We start from the raw sequence: 25,346 nt of genomic DNA, 5'->3' as shown, positions 1-25,346 counted from the left end.
GCCGGCCATCATGGCGACAACCTGCTGCGCTCTTGCGCCGTCAGCTGGCGCGTGGCCGATTCCGGCAGCGGGCCCAGGCCCAGCACGCGCACGGCGCTGCGCGGGTTGTAATCGGCCGCTTCGGTGCGTGCGCCATCCTGCGGCGCCGCTTGCGCGCTGTCGGGCGGGGTGTCGTTGCCAAAACCCAGCACGCGCACCGTGAACACGGATGGCTGCGCCGCACGGGTGGCGGCGCGCTCGCGCTGCACCACATCCTGCGCCGCCGCCGTGGCCTGGGAAGCGGCCGCGCTGGCGTTGGTCATGGCGGCCACGTTGACGGACGCCACCGTCGGCATGCCCTTGGCTTCGCCCTTGACCTGGATGTTCGCCGCGTTCACCACCGTCAGCGCGGCCAGGTTGACGCTGCCCGAGACGCGGATGCCCGCCTCGCCCGCGTCGATGGTGCCCAGCGGCGCCAGCAGGTCCACGTCGCCAGCCGGCACTTCGGCGATCGGCGCCAAGGTGGCGATGCCGGCGCCCGTGCTCGGCACGTCGGACGACAGGGTCACGTTGCCCCAGTTGTCATATACGCGCTTGGGCGGCGTGTAGACGATGGTCGACTTCGAGCCACGGCCCGCATTGATGTCGCCCTGCGACGACCAGCCGAGAATGTCGCCGCCAAACGTCGTCATGACGCGGCTCTGGCCCAGCAGGATGCTGCCGTGCGAGAACAGCTCGATATTGCCGCCGCCCTTGGTGATGACGCCCGAGGTCGACGGCGGCGCCTCGCCTTCGATGCCGAACACCTGCCTGCCGCCCGGCGTGAGCAATTGAATATCGCCGCCGAAGTTGGTGTGCACGTAGCCGCTGCGGGGGAAATAGTCCCAGCGCTGCTCGCCGTCATTCCTTACCGCGTACAGGCCGCGGTACATGACGATGTCGCCCGCATACGCAATCGCCTTGCCGCCGGCGTCGGTGGCCGGCGCCAGGGACGCGATGGCGTTGCGGCTGCGCAGGAAGCTGCCGTAGCGGGGGCTGGCCGCGTCGTTGTACTCGCGCCCGCCCGCCTTCAGTTCCGCGAAATACACGTCGCGGGCGAACACGCGCTGCTGCGGCTCGGGCAAGGCCAGATAATAGGCCAGCGCCTCGGCGGACGTGCCCTTGAAGCCGTAGCGTTCGCCCAGCCACGCCGCCAGTTCGCTGTCGTACGCTTTCACCACCTTGCCGGCCTGGCCGGCCAGCGGCACGCCCGCCTGCGCCACGTTGGCCGGGTCCAGGTAGGGCTTGACGAAGCGCAGGTAGTCGAGTCCCGCCGCGCCCACGCCCGCCTGTATGGCGATGCCGGCGCCCGGACGCTTGTCTCCGGCGACGACGGGACCGAGGCTGACGACGCTGCCCTTGTCCTGCATCAAGATGTTGCGGCCCGCGCTGATATCGAGCGTGCCGGGGCCGGCCACGTTGAAGGAGCTGTTGAGGATATCGCGCCCGGCCGACACCAGCGACACGTCAAACGCGTTGTTGTGCACGAACAGGTTGCTGATATTCGCAAAACGCATGTCGCTGCCACTGGCCTGGCCATCGATGGCTTCCAGCAGCGCCGTGCCGCTGCCGACGATATCGCGGCCCGCCTTCATCCACACGGGCTGTCCGCCCTCGTACCAGGTGATGCCCATACGTTTGGCATCGGAAAAGGCAAGCATGCGCCCGCTGTTGACGCCCACCAGGTCGCCCGCGACGGCATAGATGCGGGCCGCCTGCGTGCCGCTGTTGGCGGGCCCGGCCGAGGAATTCGGGCCGAAGGCGAACAGCGGGAAATTCCATTTCGTCGCCGGCGATGCCGCGTCCGAGACATTCGCGGCCAGGGGTTTGATCACATTTGGCCTGATATCCCAGCCCGTGAAGCCCGGCTTGAACGGCGTCGCCATGCTGTCGGCAGGGGCGCCGGACTGGCTGACGGCATAGCCGCCCGCATAGATGGAATCGCCGGCCAGCCATTGCAGCTGGGCGCTGGGCGACGGCGCCAGCAGTAGTGGGGCATCATATTCGCGGATGGTATTCGGGCTGCCAATCGCCTTGCCATAGTACAGGCTGCCATGCGCGGCCGCGGCCCGCACGATGGACGGATAGACGATGGCCAGGTCGGTGTCCGTGCCGACCGCCGCCGCCAGCGGCGTCATGTTGCCGCCGGCGGAGAACAGGTCAAGCGCCGTGCGCGGCGTCCACAGGCTGAACCAGCTGTAGCCGTAGCCCTGCTCGCCCGCCGCGCCCGTGAAGGGCGTGGCATTGAACGGAGTCACGCGGCCGGGGTCAGCTACGTCCTGCAGCACCTGGTCGCCCAGGGTCGCCACGCTGAAGGTGGCATCGCCCGGCACCAGGGTCATGCCGCCGCGCGGCCGCGCACGCGTGGCGCGGAAGGCATCGTAGGCGCGCGTTTCCAGCGGCACGTGATCGGTGGAGCGCGTCCCGTATTCCAATCCCACGCTGCCCAGCTGCGCGGCCGCCACGTCAACATGGCCGCGCAAATCGACGAGCGCGCCATTCAGGTGGCCGCCGCCAGCCTTGCCGGCGGGATTCAGGGCACCGCCCACGCGCAGTTCCAGGTCGCCGCCGCCCGTCTGCAGCAGACTGCCGTCGGCCTGCACGCGGCCCGTGCCGCCCACGGCCAGCAGCAGGCCCTGCGAACGGGGATTGATGCTGCCGTTATACGAATTACCCGTCAGCGGCGCCAGCGCGCCCGCGTCGCCCGCCACCTCGGCGCGCACGTTGCCGCCGCCCAGGGTGCCGAATCCCGTAAAGCCCAGCACCGTGTCAGCCAGGGTGGCGCGGCCCACATAGCTGCCGAAATTGATCCACCACGCCGTCGGCTGGGCCGCGCCGCCCGTGGCCACGCCGCCGCTGCCCTGGCGCCACAGCCAGTTGCCCACGGCCACAGAATCGGCCATGCCATCCTTGCTGACGGGACGCTCGTTGCTGATAGTGGTCGCGTCGAGCAGCGAGCCGCTCAAGTCGCCCGCCACCTGCAGCAGCAGATTGCCGCCCTGGTGCGGATACCAAGCACGGTAGAGGCTGTCGGCGCCGCCGTCGACCAGGCGTTCATGCGCGCCATCGGGGTTGCCCAGCACCTTGCCGTCCGCATTGCGCGAGCGTGGCAGGTTGAACGGGTCACCCGCCGCCGTCGGTGTGGATGACATGCCGGCCGTGTACACGCCGTACAGGCTGTCGACGCGCAGGTCGCCGCCGCTGACGAGGTCCAGGTCGCCCGTGCCTGTGCGCAGCACGCTGTAGCGCAGGCTGCTCGCCTTATAGTCAAACGTGGGGTTGGCAGTGCCGCACCAGGTGGGATTCTCCTCGCAGATGCTCGGCCACTTCAGCGCCACCGGGTCGAGCAGGTCGCCTTCCTTGATGCCGGCCCCCCCATACTTTTCCGCACCGGTCTTGGTCCAGACATAGGCCACCTTCAGCAGGCACAGCTCCGGGGTGTTGGCGCAAAACACCTCGACAGTCTGGCCGAACTGGCTGGTGAATTCCTCGGTGATGGGTTCGCCCGCCACGATGCCGGGGATGCCTTCCCGCTCGCCCAGCTCCTGCGCTTCCTGGGTCCAGTACTGCACGCCCTTCGGCGGGATCAGGATGCCGTACATGCCGTAATGGCTGTCGGCCAGGCGCAGGGTGCCGTGGCTTGGGTGCGCCTGCACGCCGCGCGTGTCGGCCGCGTCCAGGTCGGCGCCCGCCACCAGGCGCATGCCCCACGCTTGCGAGCCTTCCGCCAGCATGGGCGCGATGGCCCACAGCTTGCCCTGGCTGCCCGCCACGTCGGGACGCAGCGCGATGGCGTCCACGCCGGCCATCAGCTTGACGTCGGTGCCCGACGGGATCAGCGCGCCCACGGCCAGCGCCAGGTTGCCATTCAGCGCGAAGACCGAGAGTTCGCCCGCCACGCCGGGCAAGGGCACGCCCTTGGGCCAGGTCATGGCGCGCACTTTCACCGCTTGCGCCAGCACGCTGCCCGCATCGAAGCGCGTTCCGGCGGCAAAGGTCTGCTGCGTGGCCAGCAGGCTGCCCGCCGCGTGGACGATATTGCCGGCGCTGTCGCGCACGGCGGCCGCCAGCACCGTGCCGGCCGGCAAGGTGACGGCCTCGTCCAGGGTCGCGGCCACGGGCAGGCGCGTGTTCGCCATCAAATTGAATCCCTTGATGGGCAGGTCATAATTGAGCGCGATCCCGCCCGGGAACAAGGTGCCGTCGGCCACGGTCACGCCCTTGCCCGGCACGATGACGTCGCTGCCGTTGATGTCGCGCCCCGGCAGCAATATCCAGCCCTTGTCGTCCTGGGTCGCGGGTGGCGGCGCGAAGCCGTCGTTGATGCTGCCATAGATGCTCAAATCGCCGCCGGCGCGCAGCAGCAGCTGGCCCACTTCGCCCGAGCCGCGCACCTGCGTCTGCGGGAAGCGCGGGTTCAGGCTCGCATAGCGCATGCCGGACAGGTCCAGGTCGCCCTGCACCACCAGGTCGCCATCGGCCGTCTTGCTGACGATATCGACACCGGGACGCAGGTGCAGCGCGTCGGCATAGGCGGCCGTGTTCAAGCCCGCCAGCTTGGTATTGCGCAAGTTCGTATTGGCCAGCGCCGCGTCGATGAAGGCCGTGCTGTCCGCGTGCTTGCTGTCGAGATACGCCTGGTTGATCACCTGGTAGGGACGGCCGCTGGCCGCCACGTCCGTGGCGTAAGCCGCGTCGTCATAGCGCTGCATGGCGTTGACGGCGATCGATTTCGCGCCGCGTATCGTCAAGCCGCCACCGGCACGGACGTCGACGTCGCCAAAGGTGGCCGCGTCCGCGTCCGTGCGGGAACCGCCGCTGCCCAGGCGCGGCGCGCTCAATTCCACCGTGCCGCGCGCGGCGCCGTCGTATTCTCCCTTGCCCTTGCCGGCCACGGCCGCCGTGCCGTGGCGCACGTCGATCTGCGCACCGCCCGCCAGGCTCAATGTGCCATCGCCCGCGTTCAGTTCCACCGTGGCCCGGTTCGGGCTGTCGATGATCTTGCCCTGGCTGTCGACGCGCAAGAGCGTGCCGTGCGCGTCGAGCACGGCGTTGCCGGCCAAAGTTAATCCATGCTTGCCGGCCAGGCGGATGCTGCCCACGCGCTCGCCGCTGGCATCGATCGTGCCGGCGACGGACAGCTTGCCGTTGTCGACGGCCACCTGCACCTCGCCCGCCTTGAGTTCATTGGCGATCGTCAAATCGCCCTGTTTCAGCTGGAAGCTGCGTCCGCCCGTCACGCCGCCTTCGTTCAGGCGCGTGTTCAGCGACGCGAACTGGCTGTCCAGGGTGCCGCCGGCGCCCAGCGTTTGCGCGCGCACCTCCACGCTGCCCTTCTTGTACGGCACCATGGTGCCGCCCGCGTCGTAGCTGCCGCTGGCGCCGCCCAGGATCTTGCCCTGCAAATCGACCATGCCGGCCGCGCCATCGAGGGCCACGGCTTTCAGGCTGCCGGCGCGGTTGTTTTCGGCCGACAGGTCGATCACGCTGCCTGCGCCMTGGCGGATATCGCCGGCGCGGCTGTCCAGGGTGACGTCGCCGCCCCAGCTGTATTTGTCCACGTCGAAAAAGGTGCTCTTGCGGCCCGCCATGTCGATGCGCGCGCCGTCGGCCAGGCTGATGTCGCGCTGGGCGCTGATCGCCAGCTTGCCGCTCGGCAGCACCACGGCCGTCGCCACGCTCACGCTGTCGCCTTTCAAGGCCAGATGGGCGCCCAGTCCATCGTTATTCTTGACGGGCGCGGCCGGCGCCGCGCCGGCCGGCGCCGCCACGGCCAGCGCGCCGCCCGCCGTATAGCTGTGCAAGGAACCGGCCTCGCCCGTCAGCAGCGGCGTGCTGATATTGAGGTTGCCGCCGCTGTACTGGTAGCCCTTGCCCGTTTCATACGCCCCCTGCGACTGGTAGACGGACAGGCTGCCCTTGTGGTTGGCCGTGACCTGGCCCGATGCTTTCAGGTTGACGTTGCCAAAACCCAGCGCCAGGCGGTCGAACGAGGCGACGCCGGCCGGTTGCGTGAACGGGCCGAAACCGAAATCGATGCGCTGCGCTTCCAGGTTCAGGGTGCCGCTGCCCGTGCCGGCGCCGTGCGCGATCACATTGCCGGCCGGCGACAGCGCGCCGCCCCAGATCAGGTTTGCCGTGCGGATGGTGGCCACGGCATCGGCGCCACCCTGGCCATACATGGCCGGCGTGGTCAGCATCAGGCGCTCCAGGGTCGATTTCCCCGTGGCCTTGTCGTAGGTGTCGAGCACTACGTCACCATAGAAGTTGACGCTGTCGGCCGCGCTCAGCATCAGCGCCTGCAGCGCCGGCGCGCCCGTGCTGGTGTCGCCGTGCAGCAGGCGGTCGAGCACGCCCTGGTTCATGGCCAGGCCGCTGGAACGCGTGCCGTTGGCCTGGGCCGCCGCCAGCGCCTCGCCGCTGCCCATGTTGATGGCGCCCACGGCCAGGCTCAGGTTGCGGGTGCCGTAGCGGGCCGTGTCGTCCAGCGCGAAACCGCCATTCGTCGACAGCAGCAAGGTACCTTCCGAATACAGGCTGGCCGTGCCGGCGCACGCGTCGTCGCACACGCCGATGCGGATGCCGCCGCGCGCCGTGCCGCTGACGGGCGCCACGTTGAGCAAGCCGTTCGAGGCCGCCACCATGTGCACGTCCGCGCGGCCCTTTTGGTAGATGAAGCCGTCGTTGGCGTCATACGCGGCCTTGCCGCGCCCCAGGGTATTGATGCCGGCGCCGGGCGCGATATCGATCAGGCCACCGCCCAGCAGAGCATTACTTGGGTCCTGGGCGACGAGGAACACTTCGGGCGCCGCCAGCACGGCCCCCGCGCGCAGGTGGATGGCGCGCGCCGAACTGGCGCCGAAGCTCACGTAGTTGCCGCCCTGGCCATACTCAACGGATGGCGCATTGCCCAGCATCATGCGGGCAGCACCGATATTGTTTAGGCTGGAGGCGCGCACGCTGACCAGCCCGGCGCCGCTGGTGGCGGGCGCGCCGTCGGCGAGAATTTCAATCTCGCCATTGGCACTCTTGCCCGGCATCAACAGCACGGTGCCGCCATAGCCGCCTTCGGCCGCGGCGAACTTGCCGTTGCCCCGGAACTGGAACGTGTCCGCGCCGCCGTCCTGCGCCAGGATCAGCTTGAGCGTCTTCGCGTCGGCTGGCAGCAGCGCGCGCGGTATGCCGCGCGTTTGCGCATCGGCCAGCGCGAACGCGGCATAGCCCGTTTCATTGTATTGGGAATAGGTGCGCAAGACCTTGGCCGGCGTGAGTATCAGCTGGCTGGCCAGCGGCGCGCGAATGTCCGTGCCGGCGATCGACAGGGTGCCGGGCGCGCTCCAGGAACCGTTGCGCAGTTGCTGCGCCAGGGTGCCGGCGCCGCCCTGGCCCGCCAGGCCGTTCAATTCCACGCGGAAGGCGCCCGGCAGCAGAGCGTAGGTGGACGGCATCAGGGTATAGGTGCCGGCGGGCAAGCCCGGCACGCCGCTGCCTATCGTCACCTGCCGGCCGATGGCCGGATCGGCAGCGCCCTTGTCGCCGCCCGACGGTGCCTGCGGCGTTTGCGCGCCCGGCACGATGGCGTACACGGGGTTGGTTGCCAGACCCGGCAGGACAAAGCCGCCATTCGTCCCCACCTGCGCCAGCGGATGGTAGCGCGCGTCGGTCGAGCCGCCGCGTCCCGCGATGAAGCCGGCGCCCGTCAGTTCGCCGCCGCCGGACAGGTCGAGCAGCGCGCCAGGCCGCACGTCCACGGCCGCGCCGGCCATTTCCACGCCGATGCGCAAGCCGCCCTGCGCATTGATGCCGCCCACGCCCATCAAGGTGGCCGGCTTGCCGTTGACGTTCCAGGCCTGGCCATCGACGGTGCCGCCATACGGCATGACCAGGCCGGCGCCGCTGACCGAGGTGATGCTGTTGGCCAGCAGATTGACGCTCAGGCTCTTCTCGTTGTCATAGCCTGTCGTGCCGATCAACAACCGCCCCAGCGGCGCGCGCACCACGCCGCCCTGCTCGATATGCGCGGCCTGCAGCTCCAGCGAGCCGAAGGCCGAGTATGGCATGGCCGGCACGCTGTCGGTGGTGCGCGCGATGGCCAGGCTGTGGGCGGGATCGTAGCCTGTCTTGCCTTTGATGTTGCCATAACCGGCACGCACGGCGGCGCCGGCGCCCGTTTCCGGATACAGCTGGGCCGCCGCGAGCGTCAGATCGCCCGGCGTGGACAGCACCGTCGTCGCCTCGTTGCCATCCCAGCCCAGCGGGGACAGCAGGAAGCGCAGGTCGCCGCGGCTGCTCAGGCGCACGTCCGAGGCACGGATATCGACCAGGCCGCGCACGTCGATCAGGTCGCCCGTTATGCTGACCTGCCGGGCGACGGGCGACACTCCCGCCGTGCCCGGCGTGACATAGTAGTCGCGGCCCACCGGCTTGACGCTGGCCAGGCGCACATACGGCGCCGCCAGCCGCACCTGCGCCGCGGGCGAACTGCCGGGCGTGAGCGCCGGCGCACCGTACAGCTGCAAGCTTTGCGGCATGGCCAGCGACACGTCGCCGCTGAAGGACACGGCGCCCAGCAGCGCCAGGTTGCCGAAGCCGCCAGCGGCCACCTGCTCGACGGAGAGGCCGCCATGGCCATATTGCAGCAGCGACGCGCCATCGCGGGCAGACGCATCGCCGGCCAGGTCGCTGGCGGCCTGGCGCTGCGTGACGATCAGCTGGCGGCCCTGCAGCACCTTGTCCGTCGCCAGCGTTTTCAGGTACACGGGCGTGCCCGTGGCGACGGACAAGGTGCCGCCCGCCGCGCCCGCGCCGCCCGCCCGGGCCCGCAGCTGGCCGTCGAGGTACAAGCCATTGTTCGACGCCAGCGCGATGCTGCCGCCCGCGCTGGCCACGTCGATGGCGTCGCCATTGACATCCAGCACGGCGTGCGCGCCGGAAGCGTCAAGCACGGCGCCGTCGCGCACGACGACAAACAGATTGGCGGCCGACGTGCTGCCCTGCGCATGGTCGATCTCGCCGCCGACGACGATGCTGCCGCCGTCCGCCACCTTGCCGTAGCGCCGGCCCTGCGCGTCCGTGGCCGTGACCGCGCGCGACGCCACGTCGAGCACGGCGTTTTCGCCTATCCACAGGGAACGGCCATGGCCGCCCGCTTCCACGGCTTCGGACACGTTGACATCGACGCCCACGCCGCCCAGGCTGATCTTGCCGCCCCAGGCGTTCAGCCGCCCGTCCACTGTCAGCTGGCCCACGCTGGCCAGCTTGATGGACTGGCCCGCATCCACGCTCACGACGGCGCCCTTGCCTATCAGCAGCTCGGCACTGGCCATGTCGGCCGCGCCGGACAGGATATCGCCCACCTGCAGGGCCAGACTGGCACCCTTGCGCTGCGTCAAGGTACCCTTGAGCGCGTTTTCCGTGACCTGCTCCGGCGTCCACAGGGCCAGTTTTTCATTGTCCACCACGCGCAGCACGGGCATGCGCACGTCCACCTGCGTGCCGTCCGCTACCGTCAAACCCTGCTTGCCGACCAGGCTGTAGCTGGAAAAACCCTGCTCAAAAAAGTCGCCGCCCAGGTGCAGGGTGCCGGCCTCGGGTTGTTCAGTTTTGCCGATCAAAATCTTGTTGGCCTGTAATTCCAGCTTGCCGCCGCCGGCCACGCCATGGCCGCGCACTTGCGCGGCCTCGCCCAGCAGCAAATCGGCCTTTTCTCCATAGCTGGCCAGGGTCACGTTGCCGCCCTTGCCGCCCTGCTGTTTCGCCTGTGACAGGATGGCCGCGCCCGAGCCGGCGTCGATCAGGCTGCCGCTGCCGAGGCGCACGTCGCCATTGGCGCGCAGCGAGACATTGCCGCCGTTGATATACGGCAGGCCGGCGGCGGCCAGCGGATCGCGCAGCACATTGGCCAGCAGCCCGCTGGTGTCGAGCGTGACGCCGTCGGCCAGCACCAGCTTGCCCGCTGGCCCGCCCGGATTGACGACGGTGTCCAACATGCCCAGTGCACCGATCTGGTTCAGCACATTGCCGGCCAAAATGCTGCCGCCATGGCTGCGCAGGCTGGCATTGATCGCCACATCCTTGCCGTACAGGGTGATGTTGCCGCCATCGGCCACCTGCAGCGCGCTGTCGACGGTGATCACGCCTTTCGCGGCGAGGCGGATGGCGCCCAGATGTTGCTCATTCAACAAGCCAGTATCGAGCAGCAGCTTGCCCTGGCGCTCTGACGCCAGCACGTCCGCCACGTCGAGGCCGGCGGCGATGCCGTCCTGCACGCGCGTCAGGCGCACCTCGTCCATGACGGCCGACAGCGCATGCTGCAGCACGCCCGTGCGCTTGTCGAACATCGGCGCATACTGGCCGACGATCAGTTGCCCCCGCTGCGCGGCGGCGAACTGCGACTGCTGGTAGCCGTCGAGCAGCGCCTGCGGCGCCTGGGTCTGGCGCTCGCCCTGGAAGACCTCGCCCGCGATGCCCCCTTCCAGCACGGCCGAACCGGTGGCGACCACCAGCTTGCCGGCGTCGCGGCCCACCGTGTAGCCGTTTTCCAGGCGTTTTTGCGCGGCGATCAATGGATTGGCGTAGAACGCGCTGGCATCCTTGCCCCAGCGCGCATGTTCTTCCTCGTAACCCTTGTACACGCCCGCATACGGCAAGTCGGCCGGCGCGCTGCCCGCCTCATACAGCTTGCCGTCCAAGCCTTTCAGCCAGGTCTGGCGCACCGCGCCCGTCTGCACGTCGAGGGTGCCGCCCGACAGGTTGATGCTGGAGCCGGCCTGCGTGACAACATCCTTGCCGCCGAAGCTGACGGTGCCGCCCTGCGCCATCCACTCGCTGACGGAATGACCCTGCGTGCCCAGGTAGCCGGCCACTTCCAGCAAGCCGCCCGCCGTGTACCAGCGGTCGCTGTCGTAGCCGTTCGTGCCTTTCGGTACGAACACCAGCTTGCGGCGGTCGACCCAGATACTGCTGTTGAGCAAGGCCTTGCCGTCGCGGTTGACGGGCGCGTCGCGCTGCTCGTTGCCCTGCACATTGATCTCGATATTGTTCGCCTCCATGGCCACCTTCACGCCGACGGCGCCGGAGACGTCGAGCTGGGCGCCATCGCGCAGCAGGCTGCGGCTGGCCGCGTTGACGGCGATCTGGCCGCCCGTGGCCAGGGTCAGCGAGTCGCCCATGAATTCCACTGTGCCGGCGCTGCCGATCTCGATGCGCGACTGGTCGCGGCGGTCGTTCACGGCAATGATGTTTTCCGTCGTCGCCACGGCCGGACCGCGCATGGCGTCGCGCTGGCTGTCGAGCGCCGTCGTCTTGCCGTCGTCCTCGATGACGATGGCGGTGGTGGCGCCCCGTCCCACGGTGACGGCCGCGTCGCTGCCCAGCGCGTTCAGGTGCACGGTGCCGCGCGTGGCCGCCGTGGTGGTGGCGAGCACGACGCCGTCCTGCTGCACCGTGCGGCCGGCCAGGGTGACGTCGCCTTCGCGCGCCTGGATCAGGCCCGTGTTGACGACCTTGCCCGCCGTGCTGCCGGCCGCGAACCGCGGCGTGACTTCGCTGCCGCGCGTGGTCGACAGCGGATTGCCATCCGTGCCCACGCCTTTTTTAATGGCGAAACTGTCGCCGGCGGCCAGCAGGGCCTGGCCTTTGGGCGTGGCGATCTCGCCCCCGTTGTGCACTTCCTTGCCCAGCAGCATCACGTAACCGCCGCCCTCCGTGCTGCCCTTGGGCGCATTGCTGGCCAGGCGCCCGCCCGCCTGCACCTGCACCTTGCCGGCCGCATCGGAAAACGTCGTGGCGCCGGCCGTGCCGGGACTGTAGATGCCGTTTTTCTGGAATTGCGTATCGCTGATACGGGCCGCGGCCGCCACCAGGCTGCGCGTGTCGACCTGGCTCGTGCCCGTAAACACGATGCCGTTGCGGTTGACGAGCAGCACCGTGCCATCGGCCTTGATCTGGCCCTGGATCTGGCTGGGACGCGCTTGCGGATCGTTGACCCGGTTCAGCACGGCCCAGTCCTTTTGCTGCTGGAACGTCAATGTCGTGTCCTTGCCCACATTAAACGTTTCCCAGTTCAGGATGGCCTTGTCCGCCGTCTGCTGCACCACCACGGCCGTCTTGCCGTTCGCCACCGTCTGCACCGGTGCCTGGGCGTTGAGCCAGCCTGCCGTCAGGCTGTTGGTGTCGACCTGCAAGCCGCCCTGCGCCAGGCCGTTCGGCGCGCTGGCGCCGCCGGCGGCCGCCTGGCGGGCCTGCGCCTGGGCCGATTGCTGCGCGGCGATGGCGCGCGCGGCCAGGTTCAGGTTGTTGAGTGAGCGTTGCAACTGCTGATTTGCCTGCTGTTGCTGGCCCTCGGGCCGGCTGCCCAACGGCAGCGGCTGGCCATTCGGCAGGCGGCCCGAGGTGGCAGCCGTATTCTGCGCCGCCCCCTTGGCCGCGAACCAGCCGCCGCTGAACGCCTGCTGCGCCCGCGCCGGCGTGCTGAAGGCGCCCGCCATCAGCATGGTGGTCAATGCGTAAGCAAGCGGCGTGAGCCGCAGGCGGCTGCCCAGCGTGGAAGTACGCTGCGCGCCCGTATCAACGGTTGGGACTGGGCGCTGGGCAGTGTGAAGCTTGGTCATGGCAATGGTTTCCTGGCTAGAGAGAAGGGAACGGAGCCTGGCGTTGGCGCAGGCGTCCATGCCTCCATGACGTAGCTGGGCGGCGGAAGGGATAATGTTTTTTGAAAAATATTTTGATTCGCCTGCCGCTGGGGCGTCCGGCATCCGCTGAAATCAGCTGAGCAAGACGATGCCGCCCGGCAAACTGATCATTTCTGCTCCCGTCAAGTCGCGTATCATCGCCAGCGCGCCATCCATCTGGCGGATGGAAAAGCGCATGCGCACGAGCCGGCGGCCCAGTTCGGGATTGCGCAGCAGCACGCGGCCGGGCCGGTAGCGGTTGATTTCATCGACGACCTGGGACAGCGGCTTGCCGGCAAACGACAACGCACCCGTGCGCCAGGCGCTCGCTTCGCCCTTTGGTGCGGCCGTGGCCGCCTGCGCGCCCCCGTCGTCGTACACCAGTTGCTGTCCTGCATCCAGGGTCTGGCGCCGCTGCTGCCAGACCACCTCGACGGCGCCCGCCAGGCAGGTGACGCAGACGGCGTCGCCCGTGTGGCGCACATTGAAGCGCGCCGACTGCGCCAATAAACGCCCCGCGCCCGCCACCACCGACACGGGCTGGCGCGCGCCGCTGGCCAGGATTTCCGCCTCGCCGCCCAGCAGCTCGATCGACTCGGGCGCCCGCACATTGATGCGCGTCTGCGTATTCATCTGCACCGTCATCTGCTGCGACAGGGCCAGTTGCCGCTGCTCGCCCGTGTCCGTGCGGTAGTCGGCGCCGAGCTCCCGCAGCGAGGGCCAGGCGCCCAGCGGCGGGCGCAGGGCCAGCACGGCCACGCCGGCCGCCAGCGCGCCGCCGAGAAAGGCACGCCGCCCGGGACGCAGGGGGAACGCCAGCACGTTCGCCCGCTGCGGCGCGGCGGCGGCGCGGGCCAAGGCGGGGTCGAGCGCCTGCCACACTTGCCGGAGTTCGCGCCAGGCGCGCGCATGCGCGGGGCTGCGCGCGCACCAGGCGCGCAAGGCGTCGGCGTCGGCCTGCGTGAAATCGTCGCCACGCAGGCGTGCCCACCAGGCAGCGGCTTCTCGGCCGATGGCAGTGTCGTCATGTTCAACAAGGTCGCGTGGATCGCGGTCGGAAGCGGTCATGGGATTCATCAATATTTACGGCGGCCCGACACATCGCTGCGCTGGGCCGCATCGGCGTCGGCCATGCACGTTTTACAGTGTTGCATGGCGGCCTGCAATTCTTTCTTCACCATCGCCACGGAAATGCCGAAGCGCTCGGCGATCTCCGCATTGAGCATGCCGTCGATGCGCGCCGCCGTCAGGATGGCGCGGCGGCGCGGCGACAGGCCCGCCAGGGCCGCGTCGAGCGCCTGCACGTCGAGCCGCGCCGAGACGATGCGCGCCGGGTCGCTGATATCGTCGCCCGTCTCGTCGGCCATGTGCATCAGCTCTTCGCGCTCGTGCTCGGTGACGATGATGCGGTCGCGGCGGTAGGCATCGGTGGCGATATTGGCCGCCATGCGCAGCAGGTAGGCGTCGGGATTATGGACGGGCGCGGCAGCGGGACCGGGCGCCACCATCGCTTCGAGGCGCAGCCAGGTTTCCTGCAGCGCATCGGCCGCATGGTGCTTGCAGCCGACCACGCGTTCGAGGCGCCAGCGCAGCACGGCGTAGCGCGCACTGAGGTGGCCTTTGAGCTTGGTGCGCAGGTCGGGCAGGCTCATGGCGCGGAGATTCCTTGCGCGCCAGCGGCGCAATCGGCTTCGCTGCCCGGCCCTTGCGGCAGCAGCAGGATGGAGACGGGCTGCGGCATCGACGGCAGCGGCGCGGCGCCCACGCGCATGCCCAGCACCACGCGCGCAATCGCCGTGTCGCGCGCGCGCAAGCCCGTGCTGTCGAGCAGGTGCACGCGGTCCACGACGCCGGCGCGGTTCAGCGTCAGCTGCAGCGCCAGGCGGTAGCCGCCGGGGCGGGTCTGCGCGGCGCGGCACAGCAATCCCAGCAGCACGTGCTGCAGCCGGCCGACATAGGCCGCATGGTCGCCGCCGCCCTGCGTGGCGCCCGGGATGTCGGCGGCGGCCAGAATGGCGGCCGGCGGCTGGTCCGCTGCGGCCAGCGCTGAAGCCGCGGCCGGGGCATACACGATGACGGCTTGCGCGTCGGACAGGCGCGATTGCAAGCCCGTGCCTTCCAGCAAGACCTGCAGGGCCGCGCCAGCCGCATGGGGGCCGCGCACGGCGGCCGACTGGCGCTGCGCGTAACGCTGGTCGATCAGTACGGCGATACCCGTGCGGCGGCTGTACAGGTCCAGCGCGTCGCCGAGGTTTTGCGCGGCGATATCGAACTGCAACACGGCGCCGTCGCCCGGCTGCGCCCGCACGGGCCCCACCGCGGCCAGGAAACCCAGCAGTACCAGGTATCCGGCCAGCGCAAGCACATGGACGGATGCCGGGCTGCCTGTCATATCGCTATCGTGTCGCTATCGTGTGAGGAGTAAAGCGGACGCCTGGGGTGTTTGCAATGAACAATCCTTGCGTCAACTGCAACAGACTACACAGCAAACATGACGGCTTCGTGACATGCTTATCACCAATAAATTTCGCCATGCGGGACGTCGGGCGCGGCGCTGATTTCGGCTACACTGGCAGCTACTTTCCCTTTCAGACGCCTGATGATCGAAAAGAATCTGCCCGAACTGGTCATGCTGAAGCGCCTCATCGACGAAGGCGGCAGCCACCTGGAAGTGGCCACGCCCTGCAGCATTGCCATCGATGGACGCGCATTTCCCGTGTATTCGATCGCCATGGGCAATCCCGGCCCCGACGTACCCGTGCTGGGCTTTTTCGGCGGCATCCACGGCCTCGAACGCATCGGCACGCAAGTGCTGCTGTCCTTTTTGGAAAGCCTGGTCGCGCGCCTGCGCTGGGACGCCACCCTGCACCAGCAGCTGGAAACCATGCGCCTCGTGTTCATGCCGCTGGTCAACCCGGGCGGCATGTGGCAAGCGACGCGCTGCAATCCGCGCGGCGTGGACCTGATGCGCAATGCGCCGCTGAGCGCGCGCGAAAAAGTGCCGTTCATGCTGGGCGGACAGCGCTACAGTCCCCGCCTGCCCTGGTACCGGGGTGCGGCCGGGGGGCCGATGGAAGTGGAAAGCGCCGCCGTGTGCGACTTGGTCGAGCGCGAACTGCTGTCGCGCCAGTTCAGCATCGCCCTCGATTGCCATTCCGGTTTCGGCTTGCGCGACCGCATCTGGTTTCCGCACGCCCACACCAAGGTGCCTATCGAACACCTGGCCGAGATCGGCGCGCTGGAAGAGCTGTTCAGCCAGAGCTATCCGAACCACAACTATGTGTTCGAGCCGCAAAGCCGGCAATACCGCACGCATGGCGACCTGTGGGACTATCTGTACCTGAACGGCACCAGCTACACGGGCCGCGTGTTCCTGCCGCTGACCCTGGAAATGGGCTCGTGGCGCTGGGTCAAGAAAAATCCGCGCCAGCTGTTCAACCGGGTCAGCATCTTCAACCCCACGGCCGCGCACCGCTTGCAGCGCGTGCTGCGCCGGCACCTGGTGTGGTTCGATTTCCTCATGCGCGCCGCCAGCAGCCATGGCCGCTGGATGCCGGAAGGCTTGCTGCGCAAGGCGCAGCGCCGGCGCGCCCTGGCGCAATGGTACGAAGCATGACGGCGCCCACCTGGATTCTATTGCGCGGCCTGATGCGCGAACAGCGCCACTGGGGGGCCTTCCCCGCCACCCTGGCGCGCGCCCTGCCCGGCGCCCGCATCGTCACGCCTGACCTGCCCGGCAACGGCACGCGCCACGCGCAGGACAGCGCCACCCGCGTGGCCGCCATGGTGGAGGACTGCCGCCAGCACTTGCTGGCGCGCGGCATCGCCCCGCCCTACCATCTGCTGGCCCTGTCGCTGGGCGGCATGGTGGCCGTCGAATGGGCAAGCCGCTATCCGCAGGAAATCGCCCGCTGCGTGCTGCTCAACACCAGCATGCGGCCATACAGCCCGTTCTACCGGCGCCTGCGCTGGCAAAACTACGGCGCCCTGCTGCGCCAGCTGCTGGCCGGCGATGCACGCAGCCAGGAAGCATTGATACTGCGCCTGACGAGCCAGCGGCATGCCGGCGGCAACCCCGCGCTGCTGGCCGACTGGCTGCGTTTCCAGCAGGAATACCCGGTCAGCCGGCGCAATGCGCTGCGCCAGCTGCTGTCGGCCGCCCGCTACCGCGCCCCCGCCAGCCGTCCGGCCATGCCCGTGCTGGTGATGGCCGGCGCGCGAGATCAATTGGTCGACCACCGCTGCTCGCAACGCCTGGCGCGCGCCTGGCAAGCCGATTGCCTGATCCACGGCGACGCCGGCCACGACTTGCCGCTGGACGAAGGGGCATGGGTGGCGCAATCGGTGGCGCGCTGGCTGGGGGTGGCAGCGGCAGACGATAAGCAGATAAACACAGCACAATCATTATGCAGATAAGCAATCATACGAACCAGTTGGCGGCGCTGGCGGAGGCCGGCGTGCAGGAACACATTTTCCCGGGCGCGGCCTGGGCCGTGGGCACCATCGACGACGGCGTGGCGGGCGCGGCCGGGCGGCTCACGCCCGATCCCGCCATTGCCGCGATGCAGGTCGACACCCTCTTCGACATCGCCTCGCTGACCAAGATCATCGGCGTGTGGTCGCTGGTCGGCCGCCTGGTGACGCAAAAGCGCCTGCGCCTGGACAGCCGGCTGGCCGATGTGCTGCCCGGCACGGCAGGCTATGCGCTGGCGCCCGTCACGATTTTCCAGCTGCTCACGCATACGGCCGGCCTGCCGCTGCGCGCCCGCCTGCGCGCCAGCTATGGCGAGGTGTACGACGATATCGTGCGCGGCGTGCTGCAAGAACCGCTGGAAGGCACGCCGGGCCAGGCGGTCGACTACACGGACCGCGCGGCCCTGATCCTCGGCCTGGTCATCGAGCGGCTGCTGGGCATGCCGCTGGACACGGCCCTGGAAGAACATGTGCTGCGGCCGCTGGGCATGGCCGCCACGCGCTTTGGCCCGCTGCCAGCTGCGCACGGCAAGCTGGTCGCGCCGACCGAGTATTGCGAGCAAGCGGGCGCGCACCTTGCCGGCGTGACGCATGATTTTTCGACGCGGCTACTGGGCGGCGTATGCGGCATCTCCGGGCTGTTTTCCAACGTGCCAGACCTGCAGCGCTTCCTGCAGGCGATGCTGGCATCGCTGGCTGGCCAGCACGGCGCGGKGTTCGACGCCGGCTGGGTGCGTGATTCGCTGACCGTGCAAACGGGTTCCTTGAGCCCGTCGCGCGGCCTGTTCTGGCACCCGGCGGCAGGCACGGAGGCGACAGATGACATCTGGTGCCACCAGGGCTTCACGGGCACGGCCCTGTGGATCAGCCCCCGGCGCGGCCGCTATGCGGTGCTGCTGACCAACAAGCTGTACTACACGCGCGATTTCGACAGGATCAACGCGCTGCGGCGCGACTTCATGCGCCGCGCCTTCGATCTCTGAGTGTTACAGGCGCAAGCTCACGGCAATGGCCAGCAGCAACGCGCCGGCGGCCGCCAGCAGCGAACTGTTGAAACTGTGCGACTGCGCGTACAGGCTGCCGGCCAGCACGGGGCCGACGATCTGGCCCACGCCATATACCACCGTCATGAAGGCCATCATGCTGGTGCCCGCCTTGACGGCTGCCCGCTGCGCGGCCGGCATGGCGATGGTCACCGTGCCGACGAACGTGCCGCCGACGAGGATGGCGCTGAGCAGGTAGCCGGCGGCCGAGGGCGCCAGCACGGGCAAGGCCACGCCCAGCGCCTGCAGCAGCAGGTTCAGCCGCAGTGCCTGGCGCGTGCCCAGGCGCTCGTGCAGCCGGTGCCACAGGAAGCACGACGGCGCCGCACCGAGGCCGAACACGGCCCACACGTGGGCGGCATTCAAGCCGGGCAAGGCCGCGCCCACCAGCACGGGCAAATAGGTGGCCGTGACGATGTAGCCGAGTCCCGCCAGGCCGTAGATCAGGACCAGCGGCCAGGGCGCCACGGACGCCAGCGCCGATGCCGCCCTTTGCGCCGGCGCGTCCAGCGTCGCCTGGCCACTGGCGGCAATCGCGGACGCGGCCGCCAGGCCCGCCAGCGCGGCGACGCCGGCCAGCAGCAGCCACATGTCCGCGCTGTGCCAGCCCAGGCGCGCTGCCAGCGCCAGCAATTCGGCCGAGACGGCAATGCCGGCGCCCACGCCCGCGTACAGCAGCGGCGCGCCGCGCGCCTGCCGGCGCTGTTCCAGCAGCCACAAGGAGGCGGCCACCATGGCCAGCGCGCTGAAGACGCCCGCCACGCCCCGCACCGCCACGATGAGCCAGACGGGCATCGGCACAGCCAGCACGCCCAGGCACAGCGCCGTGCCGGCCGCCGACCACAGGCACAGCCGGTGCGCGCCGCGGGCCCGCGCGCGCATGGCCAGGATGGCGCCCAGCAGGTAACCGGCATAGTTGGCCGAGGCGGCCAGGCTGCCTTCGCGCAAGCTCAAGACGCCTTCCTCGACCATCTGCGGATAGATGGCCGTGAAGGCGAAGCGGCCAAAGCCCATGCCGATGGCGAGAATGACCGCCGCCACGGTCACGGCGCCGCCTCGCCGAGCTGCGCCAGCAAATGCTGAAAGGCGGGCACGTCGAATCCGGCTCGCCACACGAGCGCCGTGTCGGCTTGCCCGGCGGACAGCGTTTTCAAAGTGGCAGGCGCATCGGACAGCGCCAGCACGCTGGCGGGCAGCACGGTCACGCAGGCGCCGGCCGCCACGCAGGCGATCATGGTGTGATACGAACTCAGCTCCTGTACGCGCCAATCGGTCGAACCTGCAACGCCCAGCAGCTCTTCGGCGATGCCGCGGTAGGTGCAGCCCTGCGGAAAGGCCGCCAGCGAGCGCGTGCGCACCTCCATGGCGTGGCGCGCCTGCCCTTCACTGGCCGGCAGCAGCAAACACAGTTCCTCGCGCCACACGGCGGTCGATGCCAGGCCCAGCTCTTCCAGCGCGGCGGCGCCGCCGAACGCTGGCGGCAAGGCGACAAAAGCGCAGTCGAGCAAACCCGTGCGCACTTGCTCGATCAGGGGGCGCGACGGCCCCGTGCTCAGCGCCAGGCGCGTCTCCGGATGGCGGGCGTGATACGCGGCCAGCAGCGCCGGCAAGCGGCTGGCCGCCGTGCTTTCCATGCTGCCGACACGCAAGGCGCCCCCTTCGCGCCCGCCCGTGACGACGTGCCGCGCTTCTTCCGCCAGCGCCAGCAAACGCTGCGCATACTCGAGAAAGCGCTCGCCCGCCGCCGTCAGGGCCATGCGTTTATTGGCGCGCACGAACAGGTCGGCGCCCATATCGGCTTCCAGCTGCTGGATGCGCGTGGTGACGCTGGACGGCGCGCGGCCCAGCCGCGCCGCGGCCTGGGTGACGCTCAGTTCACTGGCCACGGCACAGAAAATCGTCAGGGATTCCAGATCCATCACATTCTCTTTTTTAAAATGATTGTGATAGTATATTCTGAAAATGAGAATACTCAACAGCATCTCTACTGCATGAAGGAAACATCATGAGCACGTCCCAGCGCTTCCTCGACCGTCTCGGCTTGCAGCACCCCCTCATCCAGGCGCCGATGGCGGGCGTGTCCACGCCGCGCATGGCCGCCGCCGTCTCGAACGCGGGCGGCCTCGGTTCGCTGGCCATCGGCGCCGGCAACGTGGCGCAGGCGCGCCAGGCGATCGCCGACACGCGCGCGCTGACGGACCGCCCCTTCAATGTGAATGTATTCTGCCACGCGCCGGCGGTACGCGATGCGCGGCGCGAAGCGGCCTGGCTGGCCCATCTGGCGCCCCTGTTCGCGGAACTGGGCGCGGCCGTGCCTACGGAGCTCGACGAGATATATCAAACTTTTCTCGCCAATGAGGCAGCATTCGCCCTGCTGCTGGAGCTGCGCCCCGCCGTCGTCAGCTTTCATTTCGGCTTGCCGGCGCAGCAGCAGATCGCCGCCCTGCGCCAGGCCGGCGTCTACACCATGGCCACGGCCACCAATGTGCGCGAGGCGGCGCTGATCGAACAGGCGGGCGTCGACGCCATCGTGGCGCAAGGCGTGGAAGCGGGCGGACACCGGGGCGTCTTCGACCCGCAAGCGCCGGACGAGCGCCACAGCACCAGCGTGCTGCTGCGCCTGCTGGCGGGCCGCACTGCTCTCCCCCTGATCGCGGCCGGCGGCATCATGGATGGACAAGGCGTCCGCGCCGCACTGGACCTGGGCGCCGCGGCGGCCCAGCTGGGCACGGCCTTCGTGCTGTGCCCGGAATCGTCGGCCAACGCGGGCTACCGCGCCAACCTGCAAAGCGAACGGGCCGCCAGCACGCGGCTGACCAGCGTGCTCTCGGGCCGCCTGGCGCGCGGCATGGTGAACCGCTTGATCGAGCACGGCGAAGCGCCGGGCAGCCCGCCGCCGGCCGACTATCCCGTCGCCTACGATGCCGCCAAGCAATTGAATGCGCTGGCCAGCCGGCACGGCCACAGCGAATTCGCCGCGCAATGGGCCGGCCAGGGCGCGCCGCTGGCGCGGGAAATCGGGGCGGAGGAACTGGTGTCGGCACTGGCAAGGGAAATGGCGGCCTGATGCCGGGATGCTTCTGCCAATACGGAGGCGCATCCCGGTCGCTCAAACCACGGCAGCGCTGAACGACTCGGGCCGCCGCGCAAGCAGGTGAGACAGGCGCTGAAGGCCGGCCTGCAAGCGTCCACGGTCCTTGATGCTGCCCAAAGAGATGCGAATGGCGTTCACGGATGCGCTGCCCGTTGCGAATGCCTCCGCCGGCGTGACGGCGATGCCGTAGCTGGCGGCTGCGAGCGCAAGCTGCGAGGAGTTCCAATACGCGGGCAACTCGAGCCATACATGCAGACCGTCTCCGGCGCCGCTGTAGCGTCCCGCCAGCACATCGCGCGCCATCCGGTGGCGCAGGCGCGCCTCCTTGCGTACGCCTTCCATCAATCTGTCAGCCGAGCCGTCGAGTATCCACTGCGTGGCCAGGGCGGCCGTCAATGGAGCGACCATCAGCGCAAATGACCTTAGCGCGACCAGGAAGCGCTCGCGCTCCGCCGGGTCGCGTATCAGCACGAAGGCGACACGCAAGCCGGGCGTCAGGCATTTCGACAGCGTCGAGATGTAGAGCACCTGTGCCGGGGCAAACGCGGCAACGGGCGGCGGCGGCGCATCGGCGAGAAGCCAGTAGGGATCGTCCTCGACGATGCGTACATTGCAGCGCTGCGCAATGCCGGCCAGTTCCCTGCGCCGGCGTTCCGGCATGGTGATGGCGGTCGGGTTCTGCAATGTCGGATTGAGGTAGACCAGCCCGGGCTGGTGCTGGCGACACGCTTCCTCAAGCAGTTCAGGCAGCATCCCGTGCTTGTCCGCACCCACCGCGATGACGTGCCGGCCGAACTGGGCCGCTGCGGCACGCAAGCCCGGATAACTCGTCGGCTCCGCCAGGATCACATCGCCAGGCTCCGTCAGCGCAAGGATCAATGCGGCGATCGCCGCCTGCGCACCGGGACAGACAACCACCTGCCTTGAATCCAGAGGTCCGAACATCGGTTCCAGCCACCTGGCTCCGGCCTTGCGGTCGGATTCGCTTCCCCCGCCCAGGTGATAAGTCATCAGCAACTCATTATCCGCGCGCATCAGTACTTGAGACAAACCTTGTCGCAACATGTCGTCGAAGTCCACGCCATCCGGCGGTGGCGGCGTATTCATGCTCAGGTCGAGAATAGCGGTCAATTCGACTTTCGGCGCCGCGACATACGTGCCGCGCGCGCCGCGCCCCTCCAGCAAGTTGCGGCGTCTGGCTTCGTCGTAGGCGCGCGTGATCGTCGTCAGGTCGACGCCCAGCTGTGCCGCCAGCTGGCGCTGCGTCGGCAGACGGTCGCCCGCTGTCAGCGATCCGTCTGCCACCGCCACTTGCAAGGCATCCGCAATTTGCAAAAAACGGGGGCCCTTGTTCCCGCCCAATCGCGGCAACCAGCTCGTCAAATTTTCATCTTGTATGGTTTTTAACTGGGACATTTTGTCTCAATGTATGGAGGTTGTTTTAAGGTAGTATGCCTCATAACGTGTAGCAACACCATCCTTGCATGGCAGTCGCAGGCGTTTTTTCCTCATTCATCCGCATGCGGCACATCACTGCGCTCGATACCGTCGTTATTTCAGAGCTAGCTATAATGAAAGAGCCAAACAGGATGCCTGGGGGGATAGTTGAAAAAAAGTTGGAACAGTAGCTGCTGAAGCGGCATTTTGAGGCAGTGCGCCTCACGACAGATAGTGTCAAGTAATCAAGTAATAGACTGGAAATACGCAAAATGATCGATTGGACCCCTATAGTCTTCGTGACATTCAAGGCGCTCGTGCTCGCCACGGGCATGTTCTTCGCCATCAAGTGGCATTACGATCAAGGCAAGAAGGATAAGGACAAGGCGAAGCAGAATCGCGCGGTGCTGCGCGCGAGCGGCAAGGTGGTCGCCATCTTCGCGCTATTGCTCCTGGCACTCGGGATCGTCACCTTCTTCGTCGTCAGCATGGTCGGTCTGGACATGACCATGCCATGACGACAGGGAGTGGCCGGCCGATATCGAGCGATGCGCAGGCCTACTTCAGCAAGGGACTAGACGCCAAGGGACTCGACGCCGATCAACGGCGACGCCATCGGCCCGCTCTCCTTCAACCGGGGCGCGCCGTTCGAGAACGAGACCAAGTTCGGTGAAGAACGCAATGGCGGCATCGTCGTCCATGCGCCCGACCGTCATATTGCCTCCCGGGCGGCTAACCCAGCCTGCCGTCAGGGAGAAGGAAGCCGCGCTACGGCAACCTGTGCCGGAAAGTCGGCTCGATGTCGCGCGCATGCAACCAGCGCACGATGTCTTCCAGTGTGGCGTCCTGCAGCAGCAAGCCTGGCTGCGTAACGGACTTTCCCGACGGCAATGGCGCGGCGGCGGGCGCGGGCACGGCATCAGCCAGCCCCGCATGTCCCTGCAGCTTCGCCAGCGCCTGCGCGAATTGTCCCGGAGTGATGCTGCGCAAGCTCTCCAGGAAGCCCAGCTGGGCGGCGGGCGGCGGCGGCATGTCCAGGCCCGGCTCGTCGACGAAGGCGGCGCCCATGCTGGGATGGATGAAGGCGGCCCATTTGCCCGAGGTCTGCAGGCATGGCGGCAGCGCCGCCTGCTCCACGTAGGCGGGCGGCGCAGAGGCAAGGATGTCGGTCGGGGCAGGCAAAAAGGTGGAACGCAGCAGCTGCACGAACCGGCGCGCCTGGGCGACGGGCACGGGCGTGGCCAGAGACAGCCATAACTGGAATGCCGTGCCCGAAATGCTGACGGCAGGCGCCGGCAAGTCCAGCTCGTGCTGCACGGCATTGGCGATCGTGCACAACGCGCTCCAGTGCGCCTCGCCGCCGCCCTTGCCGCCAAACTCCAGCACCAGTGCGCGCGCCAGGCCGCTCTCGGTCACGAGTTGCACGGCCACCGTCTGCTCGCCCGACAGGTGGCGCGCCAGCACGGCCGGCATCAAAGGCTGCGCACCGCCCTGCGCATCGACGTATTGCTGCTGTTCCTCGAACAGATACAGGCGGGTGAGTTCGGAAATCAGTTTATGCATGGGCACCCTCGTAATGACGTTGAGCAACACTTGTCAACGCGCCCCGATTATAGCCTCCCCGCCCTTGGCGCACCCTCCCGCCCTGCGCCAAACACCAGCCAGCCGGCCACGGCGAACAGGCTGGCGGCCACGCCGCCGTACAGCATCACGGCGCCAAAGCCCTGTGCCGGCGCCAGCCGGGCCACGGCGGCCGCCGAAGCGTTCGGGCAATCGCTGCGCGAATGGTCTGCCGCTGCGGCGACGTGAATTTGCAAAAAAGTGTAGCCTTCGCAGGTGTGCATTTTCAGGCCAAAGGACCTCCTCTCCCATGCAACCTCGCACCTTCCTCGTCACCGGCGCGACACGCGGCATCGGTCATGCCATCTGCACCCTGCTGCATCAGCAGGGACATCGGGTGATCGGCATCGCGCGGCATGTTGCGGGCGTCGACTTTCCGGGTACGCTGATTGCCTGCGATCTGGTCGATCTGGCGCAGACGGCGGAAGTGCTCAAGGCGCTGGGAAAAGAGTTTGATATCGATGGCATCGTCAACAATGCGGGCATTGCCTCGCCCCAGCCGCTGGGCCAAATCGACTTTGCCACCTTGCAGAGCGTGTTCGACCTGAACGTGCGCGCCGCCATCCAGGTGACACAGCAGTTCGTGGATGCGATGAAGCAGCGCCGCTATGGCCGCATCGTGAATATCTGCAGCCGCGCAGTCTACGGCAGCGTGGACCGCACCGCCTATTCCGCCGCCAAAAGCGCCCTGGTCGGCTGCACGAGAACCTGGGCGCTGGAGTTGGCCCAGCACGGCGTGACGGTCAATGCGATCGCCCCGGGCCCCGTGGAAACGGCACTGTTCCGCAAGACGCGCCCCGTCGGCAGCGAAATGGAACGCCAGGTGCTTGCCACGATACCGATGCGGCGGCTGGGACAGCCGGATGAAGTCGCCGCCGCCGCCGGCTTCCTGCTATCGGAGCAGGCCAGTTACGTGACAGGCCAAGTGCTGGCGGTGGATGGCGGAGGCAGCCTCGGCGGGCGCGCATGAGCAATCCGCACCAGCAGCAT

Annotated in this window: 15 protein-coding genes; 6 read left to right on the top strand and 9 right to left on the bottom strand. The window is 68.4% G+C overall.

The window, feature by feature from the left end:
* Positions 1-8 precede the first annotated feature (8 nt).
* The 4 genes from CBW66_RS00245 to CBW66_RS00230 form a co-directional block, all read right to left on the bottom strand.
* Positions 9-12,629, bottom strand: coding sequence for a filamentous haemagglutinin family protein (locus tag CBW66_RS00245; protein ID WP_086153600.1), 12,621 nt, complete (start codon positions 12,627-12,629; stop codon positions 9-11).
* 153 nt (positions 12,630-12,782) lie between these two features.
* On the bottom strand, positions 12,783-13,757 hold the full coding sequence (locus CBW66_RS00240) for a FecR domain-containing protein (protein ID WP_086153599.1): 975 nt from the start codon (positions 13,755-13,757) through the stop codon (positions 12,783-12,785).
* Between the two features lie 8 nt (positions 13,758-13,765).
* On the bottom strand, positions 13,766-14,341 hold the full coding sequence (locus tag CBW66_RS00235; RefSeq protein ID WP_086140406.1) for an RNA polymerase sigma factor: 576 nt from the start codon (positions 14,339-14,341) through the stop codon (positions 13,766-13,768).
* Positions 14,338-15,081 carry a hypothetical protein gene (locus tag CBW66_RS00230; RefSeq protein WP_139841765.1) on the bottom strand — a complete coding sequence of 248 codons (744 nt, stop codon included), beginning with the start codon at positions 15,079-15,081 and terminating at the stop codon, positions 14,338-14,340. Before CBW66_RS00230 ends, CBW66_RS00235 begins: the two co-directional genes overlap by 4 nt.
* A 207-nt stretch (positions 15,082-15,288) precedes the next feature.
* On the opposite strand from CBW66_RS00230, the gene CBW66_RS00225 reads away from it, so the two are divergent.
* From CBW66_RS00225 to CBW66_RS00215, 3 genes are read left to right on the top strand one after another with little or no spacing between them, the layout of a single operon-like run.
* Positions 15,289-16,305 carry a M14 family zinc carboxypeptidase gene (locus CBW66_RS00225; protein WP_086140408.1) on the top strand — a complete coding sequence of 339 codons (1,017 nt, stop codon included), beginning with the start codon at positions 15,289-15,291 and terminating at the stop codon, positions 16,303-16,305.
* Positions 16,302-17,105, top strand: a complete 804-nt coding sequence (locus CBW66_RS00220; RefSeq protein ID WP_086140409.1) for an alpha/beta fold hydrolase — start codon at positions 16,302-16,304, stop codon at positions 17,103-17,105. The genes CBW66_RS00225 and CBW66_RS00220 overlap by 4 nt, the downstream gene beginning before the upstream one ends.
* The gene (locus CBW66_RS00215; protein ID WP_205701241.1) at positions 17,096-18,145 is read left to right on the top strand and encodes a serine hydrolase; all 1,050 of its coding nucleotides are present in this window, start codon (positions 17,096-17,098) and stop codon (positions 18,143-18,145) included. Before CBW66_RS00220 ends, CBW66_RS00215 begins: the two co-directional genes overlap by 10 nt.
* 3 nt (positions 18,146-18,148) lie before the next feature.
* On the opposite strand, the gene CBW66_RS00210 is transcribed toward CBW66_RS00215, so the two are convergent.
* Positions 18,149-19,252 (bottom strand): YbfB/YjiJ family MFS transporter, encoded by a 1,104-nt coding sequence (locus CBW66_RS00210; protein WP_230492341.1) that lies wholly within the window; start codon positions 19,250-19,252, stop codon positions 18,149-18,151.
* Positions 19,249-20,124 carry a LysR substrate-binding domain-containing protein gene (locus tag CBW66_RS00205; protein WP_086140410.1) on the bottom strand — a complete coding sequence of 292 codons (876 nt, stop codon included), beginning with the start codon at positions 20,122-20,124 and terminating at the stop codon, positions 19,249-19,251. Before CBW66_RS00205 ends, CBW66_RS00210 begins: the two co-directional genes overlap by 4 nt.
* Before the next feature lie 86 nt (positions 20,125-20,210).
* Between CBW66_RS00205 and CBW66_RS00200 the strand changes: the two genes are divergently transcribed.
* Positions 20,211-21,272, top strand: a complete 1,062-nt coding sequence (locus CBW66_RS00200; RefSeq protein ID WP_086140411.1) for a nitronate monooxygenase family protein — start codon at positions 20,211-20,213, stop codon at positions 21,270-21,272.
* 42 nt (positions 21,273-21,314) lie between these two features.
* Here CBW66_RS00200 and CBW66_RS00195 read toward each other — a convergent pair whose 3' ends face one another.
* Positions 21,315-22,715: a PLP-dependent aminotransferase family protein gene (locus CBW66_RS00195; RefSeq protein ID WP_170933080.1), complete on the bottom strand. Its 1,401-nt coding sequence runs from the start codon at positions 22,713-22,715 to the stop codon at positions 21,315-21,317.
* A 293-nt stretch (positions 22,716-23,008) separates the two neighbouring features.
* Between CBW66_RS00195 and CBW66_RS00190 the strand changes: the two genes are divergently transcribed.
* Positions 23,009-23,254 (top strand): hypothetical protein, encoded by a 246-nt coding sequence (locus CBW66_RS00190; protein WP_070224327.1) that lies wholly within the window; start codon positions 23,009-23,011, stop codon positions 23,252-23,254.
* A 250-nt stretch (positions 23,255-23,504) separates the two neighbouring features.
* Here the strand turns inward: CBW66_RS00190 and CBW66_RS00185 are convergent, their stop codons facing one another.
* Positions 23,505-24,299 (bottom strand): hypothetical protein, encoded by a 795-nt coding sequence (locus CBW66_RS00185; protein ID WP_086140412.1) that lies wholly within the window; start codon positions 24,297-24,299, stop codon positions 23,505-23,507.
* A gap of 47 nt (positions 24,300-24,346) precedes the next feature.
* Entirely contained in the window at positions 24,347-24,553 is a 207-nt protein-coding gene (locus tag CBW66_RS00180) for a hypothetical protein (protein ID WP_139841766.1), read from the bottom strand.
* A 53-nt stretch (positions 24,554-24,606) separates the two neighbouring features.
* On the opposite strand from CBW66_RS00180, the gene CBW66_RS00175 reads away from it, so the two are divergent.
* The gene (locus tag CBW66_RS00175) at positions 24,607-25,326 is read left to right on the top strand and encodes an SDR family oxidoreductase (RefSeq protein ID WP_086140414.1); all 720 of its coding nucleotides are present in this window, start codon (positions 24,607-24,609) and stop codon (positions 25,324-25,326) included.
* Positions 25,327-25,346 lie beyond the last annotated feature (20 nt).

It is taken from the genome of Janthinobacterium sp. GW456P (genome assembly GCF_002127655.1).
GTDB lineage: Bacteria > Pseudomonadota > Gammaproteobacteria > Burkholderiales > Burkholderiaceae_D > Janthinobacterium.
Note: the sequence above shows the minus strand (reverse complement) of the source record. Positions and strands in the feature narration are given on the sequence as shown.

Excerpts from the sequence above, each read along its gene's own strand:
- CBW66_RS00240 (WP_086153599.1), bottom strand. The coding sequence starts at position 13,757 with ATGACCGCTTCCGACCGCGATCCACGCGACCTTGTTGAACATGACGAC.
- CBW66_RS00235 (WP_086140406.1), bottom strand. The coding sequence starts at position 14,341 with ATGAGCCTGCCCGACCTGCGCACCAAGCTCAAAGGCCACCTCAGTGCG.
- CBW66_RS00230 (WP_139841765.1), bottom strand. The coding sequence starts at position 15,081 with ATGACAGGCAGCCCGGCATCCGTCCATGTGCTTGCGCTGGCCGGATAC.
- CBW66_RS00225 (WP_086140408.1), top strand. The coding sequence starts at position 15,289 with ATGATCGAAAAGAATCTGCCCGAACTGGTCATGCTGAAGCGCCTCATC.
- CBW66_RS00220 (WP_086140409.1), top strand. The coding sequence starts at position 16,302 with ATGACGGCGCCCACCTGGATTCTATTGCGCGGCCTGATGCGCGAACAG.
- CBW66_RS00205 (WP_086140410.1), bottom strand. The coding sequence starts at position 20,124 with ATGGATCTGGAATCCCTGACGATTTTCTGTGCCGTGGCCAGTGAACTG.
- CBW66_RS00200 (WP_086140411.1), top strand. The coding sequence starts at position 20,211 with ATGAGCACGTCCCAGCGCTTCCTCGACCGTCTCGGCTTGCAGCACCCC.
- CBW66_RS00195 (WP_170933080.1), bottom strand. The coding sequence starts at position 22,715 with ATGTCCCAGTTAAAAACCATACAAGATGAAAATTTGACGAGCTGGTTG.
- CBW66_RS00190 (WP_070224327.1), top strand. The coding sequence starts at position 23,009 with ATGATCGATTGGACCCCTATAGTCTTCGTGACATTCAAGGCGCTCGTG.
- CBW66_RS00185 (WP_086140412.1), bottom strand. The coding sequence starts at position 24,299 with ATGCATAAACTGATTTCCGAACTCACCCGCCTGTATCTGTTCGAGGAA.
- CBW66_RS00175 (WP_086140414.1), top strand. The coding sequence starts at position 24,607 with ATGCAACCTCGCACCTTCCTCGTCACCGGCGCGACACGCGGCATCGGT.